Here is a 26,627-nt window from a genome sequence, read left to right on the forward strand (position 1 = left end):
CTATACCTTGAAGATCATCCCAGGCACACCGGCAACCATTCAAATGGGTGAAAGAAGCGCGTGTCCAAAACTACGGAGTACGTTGCCATACTTCGAAATACTCCGTTAGGGAAGTTCTGTTGAAGTGCGACAAACGCTGTTGGACACGTCCATCTGCATAGGCATATACAGGGCTGCTTCGATCCAGAACTACAACCTGAGCAGCATCGATCTGGCGAAGCATGCGATCTTCATCCGCAGGAAGTAATTGACCTACCTGTAGGGTCCACAATTCAGGCGAATGTACGGTGGGGAAATAATGATGAGCACCGGTACCGTAGGATAACAAAAGCACATTTTCGCGCTTGGATAAATTTAGGATCGGGGACCACTCCCTGATCCATTCGGAATCTGCATAAAGACCCGCTGTTATGCCTGGGGATTTCTGCATCTCCCAACTCAAAATGTCTGTGCGCAACAGGGCTGCCTGCCCCATAACTCCCAGCAAAACAAAAATTGACATGAGCACGTTTCTTCTCTGTCCGGGTTGCATTGTCGATAGTCCTAAAAGCATGCCGCTGATCAACAACGGATCGAATATGTAGTGTTGATGGCGGGATCCGTACGCTACAACAGCAAGCAAAACCTCGATCGACGCGCATAAAAAGATCGCCGTGTCACGGCCTTCAAGTTTCTTGCTCATCCACACTCTGCGGCAAGCGTGAAAAGTGAAAGCAAGCAGGCAAAGCATGCTGAAAACCCACCACACCACAGGGCAGGCAAATATATAAACCACTTCATGAATGAGGCCAAACCCTGGCGGGTGCAGGAACTCCATAAACGCTAGAGGCGTTCCGAACCCCACCTGCTTGTAAAAACGCATACCGGCCATTGGCGTCGCTGTCGCGGCAACCGAGGGCCAGCCAAACTCCCATCTCAGGAAAGCGCCAGTTGCAAGGTAGGTGACTACCCCCGGAATATAGGAACGAAGAAGGCATAAGATAGGCTCTTGGCGCTTAAGAAACCATTGTCCAAGCAACAAGGCCGCCAACATTCCTGCCATAGCGAGCGACAGCGAGGGAACACTCCAGCATCCGATTGCGGATACAGCCAATGCGAGGTCCAGCCTTCGGTACAGCACAAATAAGATGCCGTACATCAGCGATAGCTGCACAGGTTCGTAAGGCAAATTTGGCACTACGAGATTCATGATCCGCGAGAGAGCCAGAACAGCTACAAACCAAATCCATCCGCGGGGCAAGACCCGTAGAAGAAGCGCACAAAACACGGCCACGAGTAACAGCGTTACCATGGCGCATCCAAGCATTGACCAATAACCCCTGCCGAACCACAGAAACAATACATGTTGCAGTGCGACAGGCAGCAGCCCATAGGAGTAGAAAGTGTCAACGCCAAGCCGGAGATGCTGCGCTTGCAGGTAGTCCAGATTCAGGAAGCTTCCCCGATCCTTCAATACCCAGAGATTCAGTGAAAATACCTCACGCCATGAGAACAGATAGATAATCAGAAAAGACGCAGCAATCCATGAGAAATGAATGATTGTTTGCCGGTCATCTTCTGACAGTCCCCGGCCTACCTTTCTATCCAGGGCCGTGGAAGGAAGCAGCATTCAGCTATGCTCCGACACAGCTACAGCTGAAGCCTCTTCTTCCTGAGCTTCTATGGTTACGTTCTCCTCTGGTACTAACGAGCGATATATTTCCAGAACAAAATCGATCTTTGTTCGCCAATCAAAATCTCGAAGTGCACGTTGCCGTCCTGCGTTGCCCATGGCGCGAGCCAGGCCCGGGGAATCAATGAGCCGTTCCATCGCCTCAGCAAAACCTTTTACCATAGCGGCTTCGCTGTCTGGATTGATTAGAATTCCGCATGTTTCGTTCAGATAATCAGCGGGGCCACCCCATCTGCTTGCGATAACCGGCTTGCCCATGGCCATCGCTTCGAGCACGACAGCTCCGCCACACTCGTAAATACTGGGCAAAACAAGCGCAAGAGCCGATTGTAATCGTGCCGGACACTCCTGCTGCGGTACCCACCCTGCGAAAAACACTCTTTCCTGTACGCCGAGCTCTCGAGCTAATGCACTACAGGGCCCTGACATCGGCCCATCACCGATAATTTCAAGCTCTGCTGATGGAACCTGGGCGAGAGCACGGATAACAATATCGATTCGCTTCCAGTCCACCAACCGTCCAAGAAATACAAAGCGGCGGCTTTTGTTATCACCGTAGGAATCCGTTGAGCGCCACATCTCCGCATCGATTCCGTTCTCTACTAAATCAATCACCTTGCCGCGCAAACCCGGCGGAAGAGCTTTACGGGTTCGTTCATTTGCAACCAGCACCACCTCAGCCTGTTTCTTACCTGGAATTGCTGTGTTCGCCAAATCTACAAATAGTTTGGCCACAGCCACAGCAGCCCTGCTGATCCACGGCTCGGAATGACGAAAGGCGGCTGGATACTCCATCCCACCATTGAGCGGGCCAATCACAACCGGAACACCAAGGCCGTACAACGCAGACGGAAAACGTGGGGAAACCGGAATTGGTTGATGCACAATTTCGATACCCTCGGCGTGAACGAGAGCCCGAACGATGGTCCGCTGACAATACTGCGTTATGAGCTGATTCAGCAATCCGAGGGTAGCCTCGGAAAGTCTGCGAGGTAGTGGGCGACAAAGACGATAAAGTACTCGATGAATCCGGAGATCTGGAACAAATCGAATCCGGCTCATCTCCGCGGGAAAAAGTTCGACCAGTTCCTCGCGGGTACGAGTATGTACCACCAACCAGGCCTCTATACCGCGCTCACGCAATAAGCGAAAGTAGTGGATGGGAAGAATCGCTTCTCCTCCAAAGCGCGTCGAGGCATGTTCTGCAACTATACAAATACGCATATCGATCTAGGCCGTACGAAAAATCCGATAGTATCCAAGCGATTGCAACAACCGTTTGAAAGCCATTTCACGAGCATAGTGCTCGGGAGTCAGTTCAATGAATGGCACGATTGGGCCAGGTTTATTCTGTACGGAGCCGGTTTCCAGCAGTCCATTCTCCCGTGCTTCTTTCAACCAGTTTTTGGCTTCTCCGCCAGCATGAAAGCATTTCATGCTCGCCCAATCTTCTGATTTCAGAATTTGCAAACCGCCGACGCCAAGCTTACGCATGATCCGTTTTGCCGGCGACCGCCTCCAACACTTCCAGTAAGTAGGATCGAGATGTCCGCCGCCAATTCGCATAGCTAAAGCCGCCCAGACAATTGCCTCAACATGCATTAGGCGCGGCAGGCTCGCGCCTCCCAAAGTTTCCACTAGCCAATCAAGCCAATCCAGATCCACGTTCGCTCGCCAGTGGGCAACTCCAATATCGACATGATGAGCCAGTCGCACATCGCTTTGCATCGCAGTTTTCACGATCTCAGGTGGATACAGACAGTTGGGCAATTGCCACATTAGGAGGAGCCCACTCTGAGGCGTTGTCTCGAAACAAAAATGATTGGGGAAGTAAAGATCCGGATCAAGCAGAACCATTTCTTCACCCGGCTCGCTCAATAACAACGGGTCGGTAATTTTTCTCCAACATGGATGTCCGCGACGAAACGCGCGTAAATTGGTGTGCCGGGCAAACAACTCCGCTTCTCGTTCATCCAGATCCGCACCTGTGTAAACAATGACAGTGTGTGATGATGCATCGATCCGGCTCGTCGCCTGGCGCAACAACTCGGCGTCTTCATCCGAATCGGTAATGAGATGCAGATGCATCGGCTCCACCGAATTAGATAGAAGACTCTCCAGCGCTCCTTGAGCATAACTAAGGGAACGCGGAGACAGAACCATATATACTTGACGAGGCTTTGTCATGCCGCTCTCCAGGCTGGCTCGAGAGTCCGTGCAAACACACAGAGAGCAGACAAAATTCTCTCACCCGTCTTCTCGAAAATCGGCGTTAGCCTCTCCTGGTCTTTCATGCTATTCAAGACTTGCCAATCTGCGATGTCGATCGCTCTTTGTTCATTCCTGCACGCCGATCTTAATGTGCCTTTTTCCGAGTAGCATCCCTCAATGATTTGATCATCGGCTTTGTCGCCATGACTGGAATCATCGAGATTGCTTTTACACGATCCACGCCGGGATGAACTCCCGGAGGTGAAGGACGCATGCCCATGCGCCTCAAAAGATAGTTCGCTCGATAAACATTGGCGCGTTGGGTGTCCTTGAACTGCACGTTTACGTTCAGCGAAACGGACACGTTATCGTCGTTCTGCAACCAATGGGGCCAATTCACCGGAATATGCACTCCCATCCCCGGACGAAGCGTGTACACAATCGCGCGATCTTGCAGATGTGGTTTATATTTCGGCGCGTTGTGATCTACAGTCCAGTAACGTTCCAGTTCTGCCTCTGACAGCACATCGCGATCCGAACGATCGAAAATATAAATCTTCTTCGTTCCGCGTATCTGCAGCAAAAAACTGCACTCTCGATCAATGTGATAGGGGGCAATCCGATTCGGAGATGTGATGAAAACCAAAGCATCTTCCCGAAGGATCTTTGAATCGAGGTTGGGAGCAATTCTGGCCTTGATCTCCTGCCAACCACGGCCCAGGACCTCTTTGTACACCGGGTCCTGCTGGATCTTCTTAAACAAAAACCACGCTCCGCAGGTCTCGATCCGCTCCATGCTCTCAAGAGCTGAAAATCGCCGCTCAGGAACTTCATCCCATCTCTGAGTAACCGGTATATCTCCCATGTCGTAGTAAATCGATCCTGGCCTGTCCGTAATCGAGCGGTCGGCTAGTTTCATCAATTCCGGTAACTGCAAGAGCGGATGATCCGTCAGGTTGTGCTCGAATTCAAATGGTCTTTGATCGAAATCATCACGCAGATGGTCATCAGCATCCGTAATCCAGCAGCTATCCAGCTGCGAGGCAACAGGGTTCATGGTTGACATGATCGATCCTCCAATTCTTCTTAGCCAATCGATCCAACGCGGCTTGCGATCGTGGTTCCTGCCGCATCGGTTTGATCGTGCATAATGGCGTTCATTTCGGCCATCATTTTTTCCGCCATGACATCCAGATTCTTATCCAGAAACATGTCTTCATGATTGCCAGGTAACCAAACAGTTTTAACAGCGCCCGAAGTCATTTCGGCCCATCCCAGCGAGGGATCGTAGCCATTCGGAAATGCTTGATCCTGGGCTGGGAACAAATGAATATTTGCATGGATCGGCTGCGCCTTGTGTCGTCGAGCGGCCATACGAGTGACCATGACTTTATCGTGCAGCCACCGTGGCAATCGCAGACCATTTCCCATGTAGTGCCCGTATAGACGGTACCTTACATTCAGCGAGACATTGAGCAATTGATTCCAACTCTTGCGAGCAAAAAAACGTGTGAAATACTGAATCTTCAATGTCAACGGAAGATCGTGCATCTTCTTGAAATGGTACGAAAGCACTTTTCCATACCGCTTTGCCGGACTCCTTGGTTGCGTGCTCTTGCGCCAATAGTAGGGACAATTGGCATCGATCAATCCCAGAAAGCTGACCGTCTCTCCCTGAGCCTCCAGTTCTGACGCAACAGCGAATGCAAGCACCGCGAAGAAGCAAAAGCCCGCGAGATAATACGGCCCTGTCGGTTGGACCTCTCGCATGTGCTGCACATAACGTTTCGCCAAATCATCAAGCGTGTATGGAAATCCGCGATCTTCCAGCTCCAGCTCTCGAACTCCATAGAACGGCTGGTCAGTGCCCATCGCAGCAGGCAACGCCCGGTAGAGGTGGTACGACTGGATCATGAAGAGCGGTGGCTTGGAGCCTGACGGCTGCAACGCCAAAACGAACTGCTTTTCTTCCGGCTTTCGCAGCAATTCAGCCATCTTCTCGATCGTGCGAGCGGTATAGATGGTTGGAATGGGAAGCAGTGACTGAAATTCAGCATTAACTCGTGCGATCAATCTCAAGATCAGGAGCGAGGTTCCACCAAGATCAAAAAAATCTGCTCGCACACTAATCCGATCCAACCCAAGAACCGACTTCCAGACATGCAATAGCCTTCGTTCAATGTCGTCACGCGGCTCTATGAACTGCCTGGACGCCGCATTTTCCGAATCATCGAGCGCCTCCAGCTTCACAGGGTCGATCAATCCATTAGCCAGCCGCGGCAACTTGTCCACAACTGCTACCACAAGCGAAGATGGGCTGCCACCAAGCCTAGACGCGGACCAGGTCACAAGTTGATCCGGCGTAATGGGCGAAGCTCCACCCGCCGCGTTCAACTCGATGTATGCACGAAATCTCTCTCGGCCCGTCGCATCGGAAGCTCGCGTCACCACCACATCGCGTACAGAAGTATGGGTCGAGAGAACAGTCGTAATTCCAGCGGCATTCCAGACAGGCTTAAGAGCAAGACTCACTGCCGCCTTATCATCATCGGCAAACAGTTCCGGCAGTTGCAAAGCGTCAACGGAGCAAGCAGGATCGGTGATCGCCTTTTCAAGTAGAGCGACATAGCCACGCAGATAGTTCTCTATCGTTTCCTTGCTATAGTTCCGTGGATTGTATTCGAGTTGCAGGCGCGGTCCTTCTTTACGCTCAACGACACTCAACATCAGATCGAACATCGCTCCAGGGCTGACCGAACGAATTGGGACAATTCTCAGTCCACCTGCGCTCTGCTCCTGCATAAATGCACGTTGATACAGAAAATAGACCTGAAGCTCAATATGGTTCTCGCGCGCTACAAAGTGTGGATCTTCTATCAAGTCCTCAAATGGCAGATCTTGATTTGCCAGCGCGCCTTGCGTCCACTCGACAACCTTCGCCAACACATCTCGAAAACTATCTCCACGCTCGACGCGCGCCCTCATCACTTGAGGATTGGCAAAAGACCCTATGAGATCCTCGGCTTCCGGATGCCGATTGGCGCAGGGAGAACCAATCAGGAAATCCGAACTGTCCGCGAGACGGTGTAGAAAAACTGAAAAGATGCTGAACAAGAGAATGTACATCGTGACATTCTCCCGCGAGCAATAGTCTCGCGCTGTCTTTGCCAACTCAGGAGAGAGCAGAAGAGTCTCAATCTGTCCCTCGGCATTCGAATCATGCGATGCGGTACGCGGCAACTTCAGTGGCGTAAAGCTTCCTCCCAACGTCCGCTTCCAGTATTCGATGGAGGCCACTGCTCCGCTACCTTGACGCCACTCTTCGAGCCACACCGCGTAATCGCCATACTGAATCGGTAGTTCTGGCAAGTTGGGGCTCACCCCTGCAACGAGCGCATCATAGATCGCCGCGAAGTCCCGGAGAACTACACCGTTCGACCACCCATCGCAAATGCTGTGATGCATTGTCACCAGCAGGATGTGGTGATCCACTGCCAAGCGAATCAATCTGGCGAAGAACAATCGGCCCTGCTTCAGGTCCATCGCAATTCTGGCTTCCTGCCGAATGATCTCGTCCGCAGCCTCTTGTCGATCGGATTCCGGTAGCGATTCCAGATCTTCCAACGGCAGCGCAACAGCGCAAGGCGGATGAATGATCTGGGATAAAACACCATCGACAACATCGAAGGTTGTTCTGAGCGTCTCATGACGGGCCACTAACTCCGTCAGCGCCTCGGCAACCACACCTTGGTTGAGCGCCCCCCCGCATCGCCACGCCAGGGGCATGTTCAATGCCGGATTTCCAGGCCGTAGCTGATCGAGCGACCAATAACGCCGCTGATTCGGCGTTACCGGCAACACAAAAACATCGGCTTCGCGATTTTGAGCTTCCGTCTCGTGTTGAAGTTTGCTTGTCACCGATGTCATCTCAAAATGGAGAATCTCTACATTCGTAACAATGGAGAGTTCGAGAGAGCTTTCGTTACATCCCGGCACTCGATGAGGCAATGCACGCACCCATACAAGTTCCCCGACCAGGATCAAACAAAAAATACTTCATTAAATCGTTGTTGTCTGCCGCAAAATTCGGCTAGACGATCGCAAACAGGGAAGCATTCAGGTTCAGACTTGTTGCTGAATTCCGTGATACTACAGCAGAATGCCATTTCCGGTACCTGCGATTGTATAGCACGCAAGATGCAGAACGTTTTGGGTTACTTCTGCGCATGAGTAACCTAATCCTGACTCAGTATCTCATTTCTTTGAATTTAAGTCAGATGCACCGGGAGGAGTTATCGGAAACGTCATCGACATGGGTGGCGGATCGTCTGAAGTCCACCTTTCGAATGTGGCAGCTACGTAGGGGTGTGAATGCCCTTCCAGCAGCGCAGAATGCTGCCCGAGGAGAGCCTCATCGAAGAAGGCCTGCACGTAAGCTCTGACGATTGCGTGCGTCTGAGCAGCGGGTAAAGTGCCGGCCTGCGAAATCCGCCGAAACGGGGACATCAGCGGTTGATCCGAAAAATCTTCATGATTCGCGCCGTCAACAAATAATACATACCCGCCAAACTTTCTCAGAGACTCATCCAGCTTGGCAAAATCATAGGTTCCTAACGCTTTGTCGAGCGGATTGTCTGACCGGTATACCCGCGCACCTTCCAGGATGACCATCAGCTTTTGACCGGTAGAGCGCTCATCCAGCGCGCTGAAAAGATAGCCATCCATGTTGACTGCAGCCCGGACCCGAGGATCTTCAGAACAGATTCCCACTGCCGCAGAACCTCCAAACGAATGCCCCACCGCCCCAATCTCGTTGGGATTCATTTGATGGAACCATCGGCTCTTGGAATCGTCGTTCATCGCCAGGAGCGTGTCCAACACAAATCGTTCATCTGCGATCCACTTCGCTAACTCCTTATCCCAGGCCTGAATAAAGGCGGGTGGCGCAATATCAAAGGAACCGCCAATCGCCGCAGTTATTGTAGAGTCGACGACGGCGCCATCAGAGAACGCAACCCGGTGAGCATTGTATGGGTGGTCGATCGCTGCAACCACATAGCCATGGCTCGCGAGATCCTCTGTAAGAAACGTTGACTCCGTGCGCCGCCCTCGCCATCCTCCCCCGAACAAAAGCAATGGAAAAGGGGCGCCATCCGTTGCAATAGGCGCATCGATGCGCGAGTTAGTTGGGACTACGGACCGATAGGAAGTTAGAGCGAACGTTTCTGCCAGCTTCATATACCGGGCGACTGGCTTTCCCGACGGATTGGCCGGGTACCAGAGCTGAACGACCACTCTTCGCTTAGTGCCTGCCTGCGATCCTGCATCTTCGACGCGACTCGGATCGGTAAGCTCCAGAGTCGTGGTCCCTACCGCGTATTTACCCGTTGGATCTGGAAGTTGAAAGACGGGCAACACAATTGAAAACGCTATGCTGGCAATCCCAAGCAGCACTATGCCTGAGATAAGCGCGATGCGGCTCACATTTCCCTGTGGAGCGATACCGGTTCCCGCGATGCAAAGTAGCAGTGCCGCCAGATAGGCTGGGGCCATCTGCCATCGCGCACCCTCCGCAACCAGATGGGCAACCAGCAGCAGCACAACCGCAACCAGAATGAAACGTTGCAGTGAACCCGCTAATCTGAATCGTAAAAGAAGAACTGCGTCTACCAACACCAGAATGACAGCCAGCAGGTCAAAAGTTCGCATATCTCCTGTTTACAACGAACAACCACCTCGGTGCTTAAATACCGAAATGATTGCGTGCATATCTCCGCAGATTCCTGGCAGCGTTATATGGCGTGCCAAACGCGAGATGCTTGAATGCATCGAGCCCCGAGGATCGCCCTGGCGACTTAGGCCGCATTCCAAGTTTTCGCATGTAATAATTCGTTCGATAAACGCTCAATGGAACATTTTTGCGTCGTTTTACATTCAAGCTGACAGACACGGAAACGGCGTCTCCGTTCTTCACCCAATGCGGAAATGAAGCAGGATTGAACACACCAATACCCGGAGTGATGTAGTAACTCCATGTTCCCTCAGGAAGGTGCTCAGGATATCTGGCAGCATTGAAATGCCCCGTCCAGTAGCGCTCGAGATCTTGCTCGCTAAGGACTTTGGGATCGTTCGCGTCGTAAAGGTAAACAAACTTTGACCCGCGAATCTGTGACAGAAAATTGGCCTCTCCGTCCATGTGATACGGCACAAGCCGGTTCGGAGAAGTAATAAAAATCGTCGTGATCGGATCGTAGTAATCGCCTCGAATATCGATAGAGGTCAGATCGGAAAGTTCGTCAATGAACTCATCCAGAACCTTCTTATACTCCGGCTCTTCGTGAATCCGCTTCAAAATGACCCAGTATTTGCCGCTCTCGATATCTTCCAATGCCTCCACGATAGAAACACCCTTAGGTGGAGCATTGAAATAGTCTCTGACCGTTACATCGCCCGACTCATGGTGGCTGCGGTTCAACTTACTCATCGCGCGCCGGCCAAGTTCAATCAACGCCGGCATACTGAAGAGTTCATTCTCGTGCAGGCTATGCGAAAACGAGAATGGGTGATGATCGAAATTGACGGCAAACTGGCTGCGAGTCTCTGCATCGTGGGGAAAAACACCCACGTGCATCGGCAGTCCCGACGCGATCGCCATGCGACCCTCCTGGGGCCTGCGGCACGGCACCGCCATTCGCAGCCCCTTAGATTTTTGACCTTCGGAATCGATCTCTTGCTACTGCTGTGATTGCTTTCGATTTGGGCCCGTTTTCGGTAGCTTCGGCTTCCCCGATCACCTTAGCGAGGTTTGCGATCGTCCGGTGCTGGAAAATCTGCGTCGGCTGGATCGGCAACCCCTCGCGCCCTGCGCGTGCTGAAATTCGAAAAATCAGCAATGAATCCGCGCCAAGCTCGAAAATACTGTCAGTAATGCTCACCCGCTCCAGATTCAACACATCCGCCCATATTCTGGCCAGCTTTTCCTGCTCTGGCGTCTCTGGCGCATGGTATACCCGTTGCTGTACGTTCGCTGCAAACGAGGGTGCGGGTAGCGCTTTGCGGTCTATCTTACCGTTAGCTGTGCGCGGGAGCGACTGCAAAATAGTAATCACAGCCGGTCGCATATATTCAGGTAGTTTCGCGCCGAGCAGAGCGTAGAGCTGATCACTTAAATCCGCTGGCGGCTCAGGCGACGCCGAATCAACCCATGCAGCCAGTCGCTTGTCTCCAGGCCGCACCTCGACAGCCAATGTCACAGCATCGCGCACCTCCGGATGACTGGCTAACGCTGCCTCAATCTCGCCCAGTTCGATTCGGAAGCCGCGTATCTTCACCTGGAAATCCGTGCGGCCAAGCAGCTCAATCCGTCCGTTCGCATGCCAGCGGGCAAGATCGCCTGTCCGGTAGATGCGCCCCTTGTCGAACGGGCTGTTAACGAATTTCTCCTCAGTAAGTTCCGGCCTGTGCCAGTAGCCTCGCGCGAGACCGTCGCCACCAATGCAAAGCTCGCCCGCGACTCCCATCGGAACAGGCTGCAGCCGGTCGTCGACAACGTAAAACTGAGTGTTAGCGATAGGTGGCCCAACCGAAATCTGTCCTACAGGCTTTTCGAGTTTTGTAGCCGAAGACCAGATTGTCGTCTCTGTCGGACCATACATATTCCAAACCTCGTCCGATCGCTCCAGAAGCTGCTCCGCCAGATCATGCGGAAGCGCCTCACCGCCGCATAGCACCTTGAGACGTGGCTGTCCTTGCCATCCAGCCTCGAGCATCATGCGCCATCCAGAGGGTGTTGCCTGTAAAACCGTCGCCTGCGACTGTTCCGCTAGTTTCAGGAGCTGATTACCATCGATCACCTGATCACGTGTCGCAATTACCACGCGAGCGCCCACCATCAACGGCAGGAATATCTCCAGTGCTGCAATATCAAAAGAGAGGGTGGTGACAGAAACCCAGACATCCTGACTTTGCAGCCCCGGCTTTTGTTCCATGCTGCGCAGCAGATTGGTAAGCGCCCCATGTTCGATGGCGACTCCCTTCGGCCTACCTGTCGAACCGGATGTGTAGATCACATAGGCCAGCGCATTCGGAGAATCTGCTCCATCCAGATCGGTTCCGCTTTCTCGCGCCCACAGCTGCTGCTCACTATCCACGCATACCACGCGTGAACTCGTATGCAGGCTGTGCGCCAGATGTTCCTGAGTCAGCACCAGAGCCACCTGTGCATCCGCCAGCACCATCTCCAGTCGGCTTGTCGGATGGCTCGGATCGAGTGGCAGATACGCCGCACCGGCCTTGAGCACAGCAAGCACAGCACCGAGCATCGAATGCGACCGCTCCACACAAATCGCTACCAGCGAACCATCCTGAATGCCGTTGCGTCGCAGATGCCTTGCCATGCGATTGCTGTATTCGTTCAACTGTTGATAGGTCCACTCCTCGCCATTGCAAACAACAGCAACACGGAAAGGTGTCTGCGCAGCCTGCCGCTCAAATGCTCTATGAACCGCCTCAAATCGCCCAAAATCTACTGCTGTGCGATTCCACTCTTCAACGACAAGCTGACGCTCCGCAGCATCCAGGATGTTAAGCCCCTCGACATCGCGGCCGGCATCGACAGCAATCTCATGCAGCAGCGTGGCATACGAAGACATCCATCGCTCAAGAGTGCTCTGATCCAGCAGATCCGCGTTGTAGTCGCAACTCAGCGACAACCCGTCATTGCTCTCGACGATATTGAGAAAGAGATCGGTATTTACAAACGCCTTGGGATTGGCGTTCATCTCTACGCGCAATCCTTCGAAATGCACATTCGATCCCAGTTTCTCAAGATTAAACTGCACCTCAATCAAAGGCAGACGGCTAGCGTCGCGCGGAATCTTCAGCTTGCGCAGAAGCGTTCCATACGTAAACTCCTGGTGATCGTATGCATCCAGCAATCTCTTGCGCGTAACAGAGATGTGGTCCTTTGCAGCATAGGGCTTCGGCAGCTCACTCAGCATCGGCAGAAAATGCACGCAGTGTCCTACCAGGCTTGAATTGTCAAACACCGACTGCCCCGCCGCGGAAATGCCCACTACTACTTCCTGCTGTCCAGTGAGCTTATGCAACAACAACTGGAACCCCGAAAGCAGCGTCACATAGAGCGTGCATCCCAGCTTCGAACTGGCCTTCTTGAGTTCGTTATATAGCTCGGGCCCAATCTTCGTATTGAGCGTGGAACCGCCATAGGTCTTGACCGCGGATCGTGGCCGGTCCAACGGCAGATCGAGCACCGGAGCTCGCCCGTTGAACATATCGACCCAGTAGCGCTCGTTCTCTTCGTATGCTCCAGCCTGTGTATCTTCCTGCTCCCTCAGCGCGTAGCTGCTAAAGGGAAGTAATGGCGCCAGTGCCGGTTTGCCATGTTGCAAAGCCGCGCCATAAATGCATCCCATGTCTTCCAGAAGCTGATTGGCCGACCAGCCATCCAGAACGATATGGTGCCCTGTCATCAATAGCACCAGCTCATTCGAAGCCGTGCGGAATAATGTGGCTCGCAGCAGCGGGCCATTGACCAAATCGAACGGAAGGCTCGCTTCCTCAGCCGCTCTTTTCTCCAACACAGCTGCGCGATCCTCGGCCGAAAGCGCACTCAGGTCAACAAACGGAATCTCAATCTTCACCTCGGATCCAATACGCAACCATTCCCCGTCGGGATCGATCGTCGAACGTAACGCATCATGTCGGTGAATGGCCGCTTCGAGCGCCTTCTCTATTTGCTTCTCATCCGCAACGCCATGCAGGCGAAGCGTCATCGACTCATTGAAAGCGCAGTTCGCTTCGTCGCTCAAAGCTGCGGCTAACCAGATTTCACGCTGCGACTCTGTCAGCGGCACACCATCAGGATTTCCTGGCCGCGCCTCTGCATGCATCTCATCTGCGGCATCGAGTGATTCGGGCACCGATACGGTTGTGCCAACAGGATCAGGCAGCATTCCACCGCGCCGCAACTCCAGCGCTGCCTCGCGGAAAGTCTCTACCACGCGTGCAAAGTCTGCATCCGAATGCGATGTAGTAAAGAAGCACGGATAGCTTTCCAGCACGTGCACGCCCTTCTCACGCATCAGGTAATGCAGCAGGCTTCCAAAGCGTGCATCCGAAGGCATGTGGAACATGAACCATGCGCCGCATGGATGAACCTCGATATCGAGTTCCGCCTCGCGGAAGCCGTCTTCCACACCACGCGCCGCAGCAGCAACTTTACGTGCGAGGGTCTGCTGCAGCTCAGGACCTTCCTTCTTCAGATAGCCGAGCACTGATTTTGCCGCGGCCATGGCTAAAGGATGCCGTACAAAAGTGCCCGCAAAGAAGGTCATGCCTGCTTCTGGAGCGGAGTCATCGCCATACTGCCACTGACCACCATCAAGCGCATCCAGATACTCGCGCTTGCCGGCAACCACACCGATGGGATATCCACCACCGATCACCTTGCCATACGTCGCCAGATCAGCGCGAATGCCGTAATACTCCTGTGCACCACCAAGCGCCACGCGGAAACCCGTGACAACTTCATCGAATATCAACGCAGTTCCGGCATCAGCCGTGATCTTGCGCAGCTCATGAAGAAACGCACGTGGCTGTAATTCAGGGTGACGGCTCTGGATCGGCTCAACCATCACCGCTGCAATTTCATCGCTGTGCTTACGGATATATTCGAGCGACGCCTCTGCGCCGTACTCGAGAATCACGATATTGTTCTTGCCGCTGGCCAGAATACCCGGAGCTATCGGCTGAGCGCCGCTCGGCGTCGCCCGCAACAGCACCTCATCAAAGGTCCCGTGATAGTCTCCCGTAAAGTAGACCACCGTATCACGAGCAGTAACGGTGCGCGCCACTCGCATCGCAGCCATCACCGCTTCCGATCCTGTGTTGCAGAACGCTGCGCGCTCCAGCCCTGTCGACTCACAGATCATCGCTGCCACTTCACCCGCCAGCGCGCTCTGCGGCCCGATCTCAACTCCAAGATCGATCTGGTGGCGCACAGCTTCCGTCACAAAGTCCGGGCTGTGTCCAAACATGATCGCACCAAAACCATTGACGATATCGATGTATTCGTTCCCATCCAGATCCCAGATACGTGATCCCTTTGAACGGTTAGCAACAACGGGATAGACCATTTCCTTCCACAACGATCGGAAACCCGCTACCGCACGTGGATCGGCCAGATGCGGCCGGTACGTCTCGGTATAGGCTTTTGATTTGGCTGTGCGCTTCGTATACCGCTCTGTCAGCTTTTGAACAAACTCACGCTGCTGATCCGTAAGCCCATCCTTCGATCCAGCTTGCACTGGTTTGAATGGACCATGTGCCTTGATCTCGCCGGAAGACGCGGCAGACGGCGCCGCTGCGGGAGCTACTACCTTGGGAGCCGTCACCGGCGTCGTAACAACAGCAGCCTGTTGAGGAGCAGCAACAGCGGTCACTCCTCTCACCGCGGCAAGCTGTTGCTCGAACAGTTGCGTCATGGCCTGCATCTGCGCACGCATCAGTTCTTCCAATGCAGAACCCGGTGGCGTTGTAAAACCCGCAATCGGAGCCGACGGAATAGCAGCAGACGCTGCAGCAACTGAGGTGCTTGCGGCAACAGGAGCAGACGCCGTCTGCGGTGTCTCAGCCGGAAATGCATCCGCTGGCAGCTTGGCGTCAAGATGCTCAGACAGCGCGCGAATACTGGAAAATTCCTCGACGATCTGACGGAATGTCACCTTCACCTTGAACCGGCGCTGCAATGCCTGCGTCACCTGGGTCAGGAATAGTGAGTCGAAGCCCAATTCCAGGAACGAAGCATCATAGGATTCAGGCCCTGTGGCAACACCGCTTAGTTCTTCAAACAAGCCGGCTACAATCGGCTGCAACCGAATCTTCCTCTCCGCAACCGCGGGTTGTGCATTAACAGGCATAACAGGCTCTCTCTCAGCTCGAATGTCGGTCTGTGTTGGAAACGTGGAAGGGATATGTGTCGACTCAACTGCAGTCGTCCTGACGGGCGGCTCAATCCAATGCTTTCTTCGTTCAAATGGGTACGTGGGCAGGGAAACACGTCGCCGGGACTCGCCACTCCAGAATCGCTTCCAATCAGGCTCAATGCCTGCAATCCAGAGTTTTCCCAGCGCCTCGCGCATTGTTGATGAGGCCAGATTCTCTGCCTCGCGGTCAGGCATAGATGCCACAATAGCTGTTTTGCGGCTACCGCGCTGTTGATGCGCCAGCGTAGTCAAAGTCTGTCCCGGCCCAACCTCAAGCAGCACTGTATCCGGCTGATCGAGCAACAGGTTCAGCACATCGGCAAATCGCACCGGCTTGCGGCAATGCTCGCGCCAGTATTTCGGATCAGTAGCCTGTTCAGCAGTAATCCACTGCCCCGCCACAGCCGAGACATACGGAATCGTTGGAGCATGTAAAGCGACTCGCCTGACCTCGGCTTCAAATTCATCCAGCATCGGCTCCATCATCGCGGAATGAAATGCATGGGATGTCCGCAGACGCCGGCAACCAATGTTCTCGCCTGTCAACTTCTCTTCAAGCGCCTGAATCGCATCGTCGGACCCCGAAACGACGCAAAGCATCGGACTGTTGATCGCAGCGATCGACAACGATTCATTCAGATACTTGACGATCTGCTCTTCACTGAGCCGAACGGAGAGCATCGATCCGCGCTCCATCCTCTGCATCAGATCGCCGCGTGCAGTCACCAGCCGCAGTCCGTCTTCACGGCTCATCACGCCAGCCACCACAGCAGCCACAAACTCACCCAGGCTATGCCCGGCAACCGCCTTCGGTTCAATGCCCCACGATTGCCACAACTGTGCCATCGCCAGTTCGGTCACGAAGAGAGCTGGTTGGGCAATCCGCGTCTCGGCCAACGCCTCTGCGTGACTGTCTGCCGACCCACTCTCAGGAAAAAGCAGCGTGCGCAGATCGACGCCGAGCAGTGGCTTTAGAAACGCGGCACACGAATTCACTTCATCCCGATAAACAGCCTCGGTTTCATAGAGCACACGCCCCATACCTGGAAACTGCGATCCCTGCCCGGTAAACAGAAACGCTGCACCCGGTGAAGCGCTGCTGGAGCTTCCACCACGTTGCCCAATCGCGATTCGGCGGTTTGCAGGCTCTTTAAGCAGTTGAATCGCTTCAGCGACATTCTCCGCAACCACCGCGGCTCGATAGTCAAAAGCGCGCCGTCCCGTCTCGAGCGTATAAGCAACATCGCCAAGGTCTATCTCGGGATGCTGTTCGAGATGCCTGCCAAGATTGCTGAGCGCCGTCTGCAAAGCAGACTCGGAGCGCGCCGAAACACAGAGCAACTCCGCAGGACGCGAAGATAACTGGCTCGCTTCATCTACCGCAAACTCTTCGAGCACAAGATGCGAGTTCACTCCACCTACGCCAAACGCACTCACACCTGCAACGCGACTGTGTCCAGGTTCCCATGCCATGGCATCGCGATTCACATAGAACGGTGTACTGGCGAAATCGATGCGCGGGTTCGGCGTCTGGAAGTGTGCAACCGGCGGAATCGTCTTGTGGCGCATCGCCAGCACCGTCTTGATCACGCCGCTCACGCCAGCCGCTGCATCCAGATGTCCAATGTTGGCCTTGGTACTGCCGATCGCGCAGTAACCTACACGTTTCGTACTCTCACGGAACGCTCTCGTCAACGCCGCGACTTCAATCGGGTCGCCCAGTGGCGTGGCGGTGCCATGCGCTTCGACATACGAAATATCATCGGCACTCACTCCAGCCATTGCCTGCGCGGCGGCAATCACCGTTGACTGCCCATCAACACCGGGCGCCATGTAACCAACCTTTGCCGCGCCATCATTGTTCACGGCAAACCCGCGGATCACCGCATCGATCCGGTCTCCATCGGCTACCGCGTCCTCAAGACGCTTCAGCACTACAACGCCGACGCCATGGCCGAAGATAGTTCCCGTAGCATCTGCATCGAAGGGCCGGCACATTCCATCGCGCGAACCCATGCTGCCTTCCTGATATGTGTATCCACGATGCTGCGGAAACGTAATCGATACTCCTCCGGCCAGCGCCATATCGCACTGATACGTGAGCAGGTTCTGCGCGGCCTGGCTGATAGCCACCAGAGAAGTTGCGCATGCCGCCTGCACACTCAGACAAGGCCCACCCAGATTCAATTTGTATGCCACACGGGTGCACAGGAAATCCTTGTCATTCCCAAGCGCAGCCTGGAACTCGCCAACCTGATAGTTCCCTGTCAATTCATCGAGAAATGCACGATCCGCACTGATATTCGCGAGCAAATACGTGTTCAGGCTGCATCCGGCAAACACTCCGATCTGTCCCGGAAATTTTGCCGGATCGTACCCCGCATCCTCCAGCGCACTCCAGCTCGCCTCAAGAAATACGCGATGTTGCGGATCGAGATAATCCGCATCGCGTGGCGAAATACCGAAGAAGGATGAATCGAAATACTCCGCATCCTCCAGCACTCCGTGCGCCGGTACATAGTCCGAACCAAATTCAACCGCAGCAGTATTACGCGCCTCTAGTTCCTCACGAGTGAAGCGCTTGATCGTGTCCTTGCCCGCAAGCACATTCGCCCAGAACGTCTCCAGATCCGGAGCGCCCGGAAACCGGCCGGACATGCCGATAATAGCTACCCCATCGAGATTCTTCTCTTGATCGAGATCACTCATGCAGTTGCCTTCTTTGCAGCGCGAGCCTTCGCAAAGGCCGCCCTCTGTTTCTGCGCCAGTGACTGCGCAGCAACGTTTCCACTCGATACAGCCGAAGCTGCTCCGCCCAGCCGCTCACTCAATGTTCGTACCGTCGTATACGCAAACAAATCGGCAATCGGAATCTTGCGATCAAGCAACACCTGCAATCTGGAATGCACCGAGACCAGCAGCAGCGAAGTTCCGCCGATATCGAAAAAATTGTCGTCCAGACCGACATGCTCGGCGCGTAACACCTGCTTCCATACCCCCGCGACCTGCTGCTGCCAATCGGATGCAGGTGCCTCTTTGACATCACGCGCAGAGCCCAATATAGGAGCGGGTAGCGCCGCGTAATCAACCTTGCCATGAGCAGTGAGCGGAAAGGCCGTAATCGCAATATAGACCGAGGGCATCATCCAAGGCGGCAATTTCTCACTCAGGAACCGGCTCAGTTCCTGCGCAGGAACTGTCACATCTCCCTCGGCTACAAAATACGCAACTAACCGCTTCGTTCCGTCCGTATCCGTGTGCGTCGTAACACGCGCCTCGCGAACGGCAGAATGCTCGACGAGCGCTGCCTCGATATCTCCCAACTCGATACGGAAACCCTGAATCTTTACCTGATTATCGCCACGCCCCAGATACTCAAGTTCTCCATTCGGCAGATATCGAGCCAGATCACCTGAACGATACAACTTCGCTCCCGGAATATCCGAGAAGCTATCCGGCACAAAGCGCTGAGCGCTCAACTCCGCCCGGTTCAGATAACCGCGCGCCACGCCTGCACCACTCACACAAATCTCGCCAACTTCCCCTGCAGCTACTGGCGCACCATTCTCACCAAGCAGATGCAACTGCAGATCAGGAATCGGCACTCCAATCAGGCTCGGCACTCCCTCTGCAGCCTCATCAGCAGTTATTTCGCGGTACGTCACGTGGACAGTTGTCTCAGTGATTCCATACATGTTGACCAGCCGTGGCCGTCGGTCCCCGTGAATCTCAAACCATGGACGCAGCGAGCGAAAATTCAGCGCCTCGCCACCAAACACGACTACACGCAGCACAAGCTTCGGCGATCGTCGCACCTTGTCTACATTGATGAGCTGATAAAACGCCGATGGTGTCTGATTCAGCACCGTCACCTGCTCGCGCTCAAGCAATTCGTAGAAGTCCTCAGGAGAGCGCGAAACCTCGAACGGTACAACCACCAGCCGCCCACCATAAAGTAGGCATCCCCATATCTCCCATACTGAAAAATCAAAGGCCAGCGAGTGGAAGACAGTCCACACATCCTGCTCGGAAAAATGAAACCACGCATCGGTCTGGGTCAATAAGCGCGCTACGTTGCCGTGCGTCACCATAACGCCTTTCGGCTTTCCCGTCGAACCCGAAGTGTAGATCACATACGCAAGACTTTCGAGCGTTGATCCCGGATCACTGATTTCCGTATCGCTCGCATCGCCCCATGTATCCTCCGCATCGAGGCAGATCACTTCTGCTTCTTCATGCGCGGAAAGCCGGTGCAGTAATTTTTCCTGCGAAAGAATGACCCTCGGCCGCGCGTCTTCAAGAATAATCTCGACTCGCTCCATAGGATACGCAGGATCAAGAGGCAGATAGGCACCGCCAGCCTTGAGAATCGCAATCAGCGCCACTATTGACTCAATCGACCGCTCGAGATAAACCCCAACCATTACCTCAGGGCCAACGCCCATGGCGCGCAGTTTATTCGTAAGCCCGGCCGACCTTCGATTCAGCTCACCATAAGTCAACCGCTCTGCACCCATACTTATAGCGATCCGCTCAGTATGCCGCTGCGCAACTTCGTCAAAGCTCTGCCACAAAGGCTTCAGCGTCGTAGAACCCAACTCCAAAGAACCGTCCAGGTTCTTCGCCTTATCAAACCGCGCGATTTCCCGTTCTACGCTAAATAAACTCATGCTTGATTGCCCCGAATCCAATCTTGCACTCTTCCGTCAATCATGAATGACAAAGCAAACTCTCCACAATCACCCATCAGTGGAGAATTGCGTAGCGAATTGCCTGTCCGATCCCCAGCAACACCGCAAACAACACTGTCAGTTGAATATCCTGCCTCCAGGTCGAAACACCTTCCCGGTTCGCTCCCGATACACCCACTACATACAAAGGAAAATCTCCGGCCGCAACCGCAACTACCGCGCCGAACATACCGTAGAAATGGAAGCCCAATGGAATTGCTGTAGCGACGGCTGCCAGGTATGCTCCATTTCCAATCGCGCCATAGCGCGACTTACCCAAAGCCAAAAGCGCCGGAAATGTCGTGGAGTACAGCAATGTGTGCCACAGCCCCAGCGCCAGAACAGGCACCATCCACGATGCCTCGTGGTAGCGATGGTCATATACCTTCGTCACCACAAAGCCACCCAGGTGCGCCATAAGCGCCAGCAGCACTGAACCAGCGAGAAGCGCACGAAGACGATAGCCAAGAAATACCTGCCGAAACTCTTCAATCGGCAGGTGAGTCATCTTGGAAATAAAAGGAAAAACCACCCGGTTGGAAAAAGCATTGATGACCGCGCGCGGAATATCCGAAACCTGGTATGCCACCCCATACACGCCCAGCAGGGCAAAGCTAATCAGTCTTCCCATGATCAGCCGGTCTGCCTGGGAGGCAAAGAAGAACAGGGCCGTGGCCAGCAGAATCCATTTACCGAATTGCACCAGACTACGCACGCTTGGCGGATCCCAGCAGAATTTGTTGCGGATACCCGGCAGCACGCGATGGTTATGACTCAGAATCAGCTTGTAACACGTGCTGGCCAACGTCCCAATCACCAGCGCCCACACAGAACGCATAGCGACTGCGCAACCAGCCGTCACCAGAAGATTGAAAATCTGGGTCGAGATATCCAGCGCAAACTGGCGGCGTACCCCCATGTGCCGCGACATTGAAAGGATATTGGTGCTGTTAAATGCACCCAGCACAATATTTAGCCCGAGGGCAAGCATTAAGCCAATTAACTGTGGCTCGTGATAGAACAACGACATCGGCCAGGAAAGCACCAGCACCACGGCGAAGATTCCCACTCCACGCAGAATCTGCAGTGTCCATGCGGTGTTCAACAGCACCGGATCGTCGCCATTTGCATTCTGAATAACGCTTGGTCCAAGCCCGATGTCGGAGATCAGGCTGATGCCAACCACCAGCGTCGAAACCAGCGTCATCAGGCCGAAGAACTCAGGAGCAAGCAGGTGCGTAAGCACCAAACTGTTGACCACGCGCAGGGCCATCGAGATCCCATAATCCATAACGGTCCAGAAGGTCGCACGCACTGCGGTCGACTCCAGCCCCTTACGAGCGCGCTCCTCCGCCTCGGCGCTTGCTTCAATCGCCCGCGCCTCATCCGGCTCCGCAAGCGCAGACATCCCAATGGTTTCGTCTACTGACACCGCATCCTCAAGCTGTAAATGTGATAATTCTGCTTTCGTCTACTGAAACTATGGTGCACCGCAGGGTGATGGTGAGTGCAATGCTGCTATCGTGTCATGCGTAGCGGAGATAAGGAGACCACAGAGCCAATGCATGCTTGCGATCCACCGCTTAGATTGATTCATCTTCTGTTGAAGACCCGAGGAGTTTCGCCCCCGGAGGCCATGTGATTCAGCCTCATCTCCTCTGTTACCTCAACAGTGCAGGCTCTTGGTTCCCTGTCGCGAAAGCCATCTCAGGAGGTTGGTAGTGAAAAATCAACCTCAAATCTGCTGCTTACGGGATCGACCGTTGCGGTCTGTACCGCAGCCTTGACTGGATTACCCTAACAATAACAGAACCCTCTGCATTTATCAGTGCTTAACACTGCCGCTTACAGGTCATCAAAAAGCTGCTTCCGTGCTACAAGAGGCCCGACTCGGCGCTCCGCTTTTACACACAAGTAACTTCCAATGCGATAACCGAAGAACATCGGCATGAAACATATATCCTAAGCAGACATGAATGAAACTCCCTAGAGAAAATTCCACTCCCTGGCTCCAGCTTCGCCCCACCCCTGAAACCCCGCAAATGCGCATGTTTTGCTTCCCGCATGCCGGCGGCGGTTCCACGGTCTACTATCCCTGGAACCGCAGCCTGCCGCCCTTTGTGCAGGTCTGCCCGATCGTACTGCCAGGCCGGGAAAACAGGGTCTCCGAGCCTTCCATCGATGACTTTTCCATGCTCCTGGCCTCTATTACGCGCCATCTTCGGCCCTGGCTCGATCTTCCATTCGTAGTCTTCGGGCACAGCATGGGAGCGCTTCTGGCCTTCGAATGGGTTCGCGAACTGCGGCGAAATCACTGCCCTATGCCGGGCTGGCTCTTTTTATCGGGGAGGTGCGCTCCGCAAACCCCGCCCATCTCATCGCCTTTACACAACAAACCTGATGAAGAATTTCTCTCAGAACTGAATGAGCGTTATCGCGGTATCCCAGATGAGGTTCTTAGCAATCCCGAACTTCTCGAGTTCTACCTCCCGATTTTGCGCGCTGACATTGGCGTCATTGAATCCTACCGCTATCAGGAGCAAGAACCGCTGAGCATCCCAATCACCGTCTTTGCTGGAGCCGACGACACAAGCATCTCATGGAACGAGATCATGGACTGGAAACTCCACACCTCCGCGCGTTTTCAGACTCAGATCCTTCCCGGTGGGCACTTCTATCCACACAACTCTCTTCTGCAGGCAATGTCCAAAACGCTCTTAGAGCTACCGTTAATCGGCGTATGACTACCGCCCAGACACGCCCCCGAAACAACATCGGCCAGCAAATCCAACCGGTGCTCTCCATCAAAAGCCCGTTTCGATGCACCTTTACCCTTCGCGCATCACACTGTCATAAAGCCGCTCGATACTGCGCTCATTCGTAAAGGCCCAATCGCAAGTCCGCCAATCTCCAGGTGCTGCCGCAATCGCCGCGACAAACCCTTCCGGAGCATCCAGATCCTGTACTACCCAGGATGAAGGCCCGAACTTACCAGCGATTTCTCCCAGATGTACAGTTCTGCCCGGCTCTATTACTTCAAACAAATCCAGTCCATCAGAAATACCCCGTCCTGAAGCCTTGAGAACCGCTTCCTTTCTTACCCATAACTGAAGAAATCGAAGCGACTGCTCCTCCGGTAAAGCGCTGGCAATCACCGCTGTCTCAAGGGGAGTGAAATAAGCCGAGGCAATCTCCATCCCCTCCACGTTATCCCGAATCGCTTCAACATCGATCCCCACATCCCTGAGGGCGGTGAACGCGATCAACGCTAGGCTGCCCGTGTGCGACACATTGAAATGCAGTCGTGCGATTCCTGCCAGCTGAGGCTTGCCATGCACTCCACTCTGCAACACCACATCCTTAGGGTGCACGCGCAAATAATGCGCCAATCCCAGGCGTAACATGGCCCGTCCCACTTGAAATCGCGAAGCCAGCCGCTCCGTCAAAAACCGCCCCGCGCGCAGCTGTTCCTCATGGGTCAAAAGAGTCTCGAACGGCAATTCGTTCCCCGCATCCAGATCGATGCGCCACACATCGATCGTGTTGGCGGGCGGCAGCCCAGGACATGGAAGTTCGTCGCTCATGGAGTTTGATCTCAACCAAAGACACGCATTGCGGCTGTTATGATGTCCGCATAGTCAGAGTATCTCAGCCTTATTCTTTCCCTTCCCCTGCCCCGATGGGGTACATGCTGACTGTCCGGAATACAAGTCATCATGCACCTGCCACCATTTGCCGCCCTCATCGCCTGGATTCCCCTGGCAGCCCTTCTCTTCGGGCGGTTTCCAGTACGGATTGCCATTCTGGCAAACTTCTTCCTTGGCTGGGCAATCCTGCCCGGCGCTCCGTACGTTCCCACAACCGCTGACTTCCCCTACTGGATCCTCGGTATTTGCCTGCCTTCAACGTACTTCCTCACCAAGGCCACAGCCGTGGGTCTATCTGCACTGGCAGGCATGCTTTTATTCCATCGCAGAGACTGGAGACGATGGCTTCCGGCGAGGACAGATCTGCCCGTGCTCTTATGGTCTTCCGCTCCGTTACTGGCAACCCATGCCCATTGGAGCCTCTTGGCGCGCGGCTCTTCAAGCGCCGTGTATCAGCTGCTTGCGTGGGCTGTTCCCTGGATATTGGGTCGCATCTACTTTTCAGATCGCGCCAGTCTCATCCTCTTCGCAAAATCCTGTGTGTTTGCCGGTCTTTGCTACGTCCCGGTCTGCTTGTTCGAATGGATCTCCGGCCCACAGATCTATCACTTTCTCTATGGCTATCAACCATATCGTCTGGTTGGCGCTGACCGCTATTTTGGCTACCGTCCTGTCGGTCTGCTCGAAGACGGCAACCAGCTTGGCATCTGGATGGCTACTGCCTCTCTCCTGGCAATCTCGCTTGCTTTTTATCTTCTGGCCTTGAAAGTATGGCGGATTCCCATGACATGGGCAGCCATCGTCCTCACCATCTCGACACTGCTCTGTCAATCGGTTGGCAGTATTGTGCTGCTGATATGCCTTTTCCCGCTTGTTTTGCTGCGGCAACGCTTGTTTATGCGGGTAGTTTTAGGCGCTGCCGTCGTTGGAATTGCAGCCTTTGTCGTTTTCCTCGTTGTACCTCATCCTTCGCTGCGAGCCATCGCAGCCTCCAGCACCTTCGTCCGCCACATCGCAGGCATTTTCCAAGAGATTGGAAGGCATTCCTTCGTATGGCGCCTTGCACGCGATGAAAGTCATCTGGCAATCGCCATGCAGCATCCATGGCTCGGTTCAGGTGAGTGGAACTGGTGGCGCACAGGCGATGCCCGCCCCTGGAGCCTCTGGCTGTTGGTCTTCGGCATGTACGGGCTTTTCGGCGTAATGGCGCTGGGAAGTATGTTTCTGCTTCCTCTAACTCGCTTCGCACGGTCGCCGAAACTCAAAGGCGAAGCGATTTCCCGTTATCTCTTCCGGGCCCTCGCTGCCGCGATCCTGATGAGCGCCTTCGATGCTCTGCTTAACGGCGATTTCATTTTGGTTTACCTGATTGCAATGGGAGGGATGGCAGCCTGGAGACACTCCCCCCAGTCATCCACCGTTCCCCTCACTCCCGAGTCAGTACCGGATCCTCATCGTCGGCAGGAGCCATCTTCGCCGCACGGCGCGGTAAAATCTTCGCCGGCACGCCTACCGCAACTGAATTCGACGGTACATCAGTAATCACCACTGCATTCGCGCCGATCGCCACATCGTCTCCAATGCGGATGGACCCGAGAATCTTCGCTCCGGCCCCAATATCGACGCGGTCGCCGATCACCGGAGCCCCACGCTGCCCGGTATGGCGAAGCCCCACGGTGACACCGTTCCGAATGACGCAGTCGTCGCCAAACACCGCATCACCGCTGATGACAATGCCCCCAAAATGATCGATCCTGAACCGTCGGCCAAGCTTCACCTCGCAAGGAAGCTCGATCCCCGTAAGGATCTCCGAAATCACTTTAAGTAGTTTGTATGCAAAGGAGAAGGGAGCGCGAACCACGCGAGACCGTATGCCGTACCGCCAGTTCCCAAACCGGTACACAACCATCACCCACATACCCTGGCGAGTCCAATCGCGCTCGTAAACGCACCAGTCCTCGCGAAGGTTGTCGAACATCCTTTAGCTCCTCGCCGCGGGCATTTTGCCTACCCTCGCTTGGATTGTACTGGAGTGCCTCATCCTCGCGTCCTCGATCTTCAACCGCTTACCAATCGGCGTTCCACCTTACACTATGAACAAATTTTCTTCCCGAACAGCAACCGCCACCCCTGCGCCTGTAATATCCCATCCACATAAGTCACACCTAGCCGCGATACGCAGGTCACTCCATAAAGTTACCTAAAGGCCATTCCAGAAGCATTTCTGGTCTTTCTTAGCCACATATTGCTACATAATCGATACGCGTTGCTTTCAGCACACACAAACTTCTGGACGATATACCACCTTCAGCGTGCGTCATCACACAAACTCAGCAATTGCGGAACGACTGCCCGATAGCTA

14 protein-coding genes and 1 pseudogene are annotated in these 26,627 nt (G+C 54.3%); 2 read left to right on the forward strand and 13 right to left on the reverse strand.

Annotated elements, in window-relative coordinates:
* Positions 1-70: 70 nt before the first annotated feature.
* From OHL22_RS12550 to OHL22_RS12595, 11 genes and pseudogenes are all read right to left on the reverse strand, one after another.
* A complete protein-coding gene (locus tag OHL22_RS12550) occupies positions 71-1,609 on the reverse strand; it encodes a hypothetical protein (protein ID WP_263337685.1) in 1,539 nt (512 codons plus the stop codon).
* Positions 1,610-2,413 (reverse strand): glycosyltransferase family 4 protein, encoded by an 804-nt coding sequence (locus OHL22_RS12555; RefSeq protein WP_263337688.1) that lies wholly within the window; start codon positions 2,411-2,413, stop codon positions 1,610-1,612.
* A gap of 489 nt (positions 2,414-2,902) precedes the next feature.
* A complete protein-coding gene (locus OHL22_RS12560) occupies positions 2,903-3,859 on the reverse strand; it encodes a hypothetical protein (RefSeq protein ID WP_263337690.1) in 957 nt (318 codons plus the stop codon).
* A gap of 169 nt (positions 3,860-4,028) precedes the next feature.
* Entirely contained in the window at positions 4,029-4,949 is a 921-nt protein-coding gene (locus OHL22_RS12565) for a cupin-like domain-containing protein (RefSeq protein WP_263337692.1), read from the reverse strand.
* 20 nt (positions 4,950-4,969) lie between these two features.
* Positions 4,970-7,801, reverse strand: coding sequence for a condensation domain-containing protein (locus OHL22_RS12570; protein WP_263337694.1), 2,832 nt, complete (start codon positions 7,799-7,801; stop codon positions 4,970-4,972).
* A gap of 336 nt (positions 7,802-8,137) precedes the next feature.
* A complete protein-coding gene (locus tag OHL22_RS12575) occupies positions 8,138-9,592 on the reverse strand; it encodes an alpha/beta hydrolase family protein (RefSeq protein ID WP_263337696.1) in 1,455 nt (484 codons plus the stop codon).
* A 34-nt stretch (positions 9,593-9,626) separates the two neighbouring features.
* Entirely contained in the window at positions 9,627-10,538 is a 912-nt protein-coding gene (locus OHL22_RS12580; RefSeq protein WP_263337699.1) for a hypothetical protein, read from the reverse strand.
* Positions 10,539-10,584: 46 nt separating this feature from the next.
* Complete coding sequence (locus OHL22_RS12585) at positions 10,585-18,597, reverse strand: non-ribosomal peptide synthetase/type I polyketide synthase (RefSeq protein ID WP_263337702.1); 8,013 nt, start codon at positions 18,595-18,597, stop codon at positions 10,585-10,587.
* Positions 18,594-18,947, reverse strand: a complete 354-nt coding sequence (locus tag OHL22_RS25200; protein ID WP_449489627.1) for a phosphopantetheine-binding protein — start codon at positions 18,945-18,947, stop codon at positions 18,594-18,596. Before OHL22_RS25200 ends, OHL22_RS12585 begins: the two co-directional genes overlap by 4 nt.
* Before the next feature lie 42 nt (positions 18,948-18,989).
* A pseudogene (locus OHL22_RS12590) lies at positions 18,990-20,558 on the reverse strand (amino acid adenylation domain-containing protein); the annotation flags it as partial.
* A gap of 76 nt (positions 20,559-20,634) precedes the next feature.
* Positions 20,635-22,026 (reverse strand): oligosaccharide flippase family protein, encoded by a 1,392-nt coding sequence (locus tag OHL22_RS12595; RefSeq protein WP_263337708.1) that lies wholly within the window; start codon positions 22,024-22,026, stop codon positions 20,635-20,637.
* 568 nt (positions 22,027-22,594) lie between these two features.
* Between OHL22_RS12595 and OHL22_RS12600 the strand changes: the two genes are divergently transcribed.
* On the forward strand, positions 22,595-23,362 hold the full coding sequence (locus OHL22_RS12600; protein WP_263337711.1) for a thioesterase II family protein: 768 nt from the start codon (positions 22,595-22,597) through the stop codon (positions 23,360-23,362).
* An 84-nt stretch (positions 23,363-23,446) separates the two neighbouring features.
* On the opposite strand, the gene OHL22_RS12605 is transcribed toward OHL22_RS12600, so the two are convergent.
* On the reverse strand, positions 23,447-24,202 hold the full coding sequence (locus OHL22_RS12605; RefSeq protein ID WP_263337714.1) for a 4'-phosphopantetheinyl transferase family protein: 756 nt from the start codon (positions 24,200-24,202) through the stop codon (positions 23,447-23,449).
* Positions 24,203-24,334: 132 nt separating this feature from the next.
* On the opposite strand from OHL22_RS12605, the gene OHL22_RS12610 reads away from it, so the two are divergent.
* Positions 24,335-25,807, forward strand: a complete 1,473-nt coding sequence (locus OHL22_RS12610; protein ID WP_263337719.1) for an O-antigen ligase family protein — start codon at positions 24,335-24,337, stop codon at positions 25,805-25,807.
* On the opposite strand, the gene OHL22_RS12615 is transcribed toward OHL22_RS12610, so the two are convergent.
* Complete coding sequence (locus tag OHL22_RS12615; RefSeq protein WP_263337721.1) at positions 25,692-26,243, reverse strand: serine O-acetyltransferase; 552 nt, start codon at positions 26,241-26,243, stop codon at positions 25,692-25,694. The two genes, OHL22_RS12610 and OHL22_RS12615, sit on opposite strands and share 116 nt — an antisense overlap.
* Positions 26,244-26,627 lie beyond the last annotated feature (384 nt).

This window comes from Acidicapsa dinghuensis, from assembly GCF_025685685.1.
GTDB lineage: Bacteria > Acidobacteriota > Terriglobia > Terriglobales > Acidobacteriaceae > Acidicapsa > Acidicapsa dinghuensis.

Bases quoted from the DNA above. Each gene is read 5' to 3' on its own strand.
- OHL22_RS12550 (WP_263337685.1), bottom strand. From the start codon at position 1,609: ATGCTGCTTCCTTCCACGGCCCTGGATAGAAAGGTAGGCCGGGGACTG.
- OHL22_RS12560 (WP_263337690.1), bottom strand. From the start codon at position 3,859: ATGACAAAGCCTCGTCAAGTATATATGGTTCTGTCTCCGCGTTCCCTT.
- OHL22_RS12565 (WP_263337692.1), bottom strand. From the start codon at position 4,949: ATGTCAACCATGAACCCTGTTGCCTCGCAGCTGGATAGCTGCTGGATT.
- OHL22_RS12575 (WP_263337696.1), bottom strand. From the start codon at position 9,592: ATGCGAACTTTTGACCTGCTGGCTGTCATTCTGGTGTTGGTAGACGCA.
- OHL22_RS12580 (WP_263337699.1), bottom strand. From the start codon at position 10,538: ATGGCGATCGCGTCGGGACTGCCGATGCACGTGGGTGTTTTTCCCCAC.
- OHL22_RS12585 (WP_263337702.1), bottom strand. From the start codon at position 18,597: ATGAGTGATCTCGATCAAGAGAAGAATCTCGATGGGGTAGCTATTATC.
- OHL22_RS12595 (WP_263337708.1), bottom strand. From the start codon at position 22,026: ATGTCTGCGCTTGCGGAGCCGGATGAGGCGCGGGCGATTGAAGCAAGC.
- OHL22_RS12600 (WP_263337711.1), top strand. From the start codon at position 22,595: ATGAAACTCCCTAGAGAAAATTCCACTCCCTGGCTCCAGCTTCGCCCC.
- OHL22_RS12605 (WP_263337714.1), bottom strand. From the start codon at position 24,202: ATGAGCGACGAACTTCCATGTCCTGGGCTGCCGCCCGCCAACACGATC.
- OHL22_RS12610 (WP_263337719.1), top strand. From the start codon at position 24,335: ATGCACCTGCCACCATTTGCCGCCCTCATCGCCTGGATTCCCCTGGCA.
- OHL22_RS12615 (WP_263337721.1), bottom strand. From the start codon at position 26,243: ATGTTCGACAACCTTCGCGAGGACTGGTGCGTTTACGAGCGCGATTGG.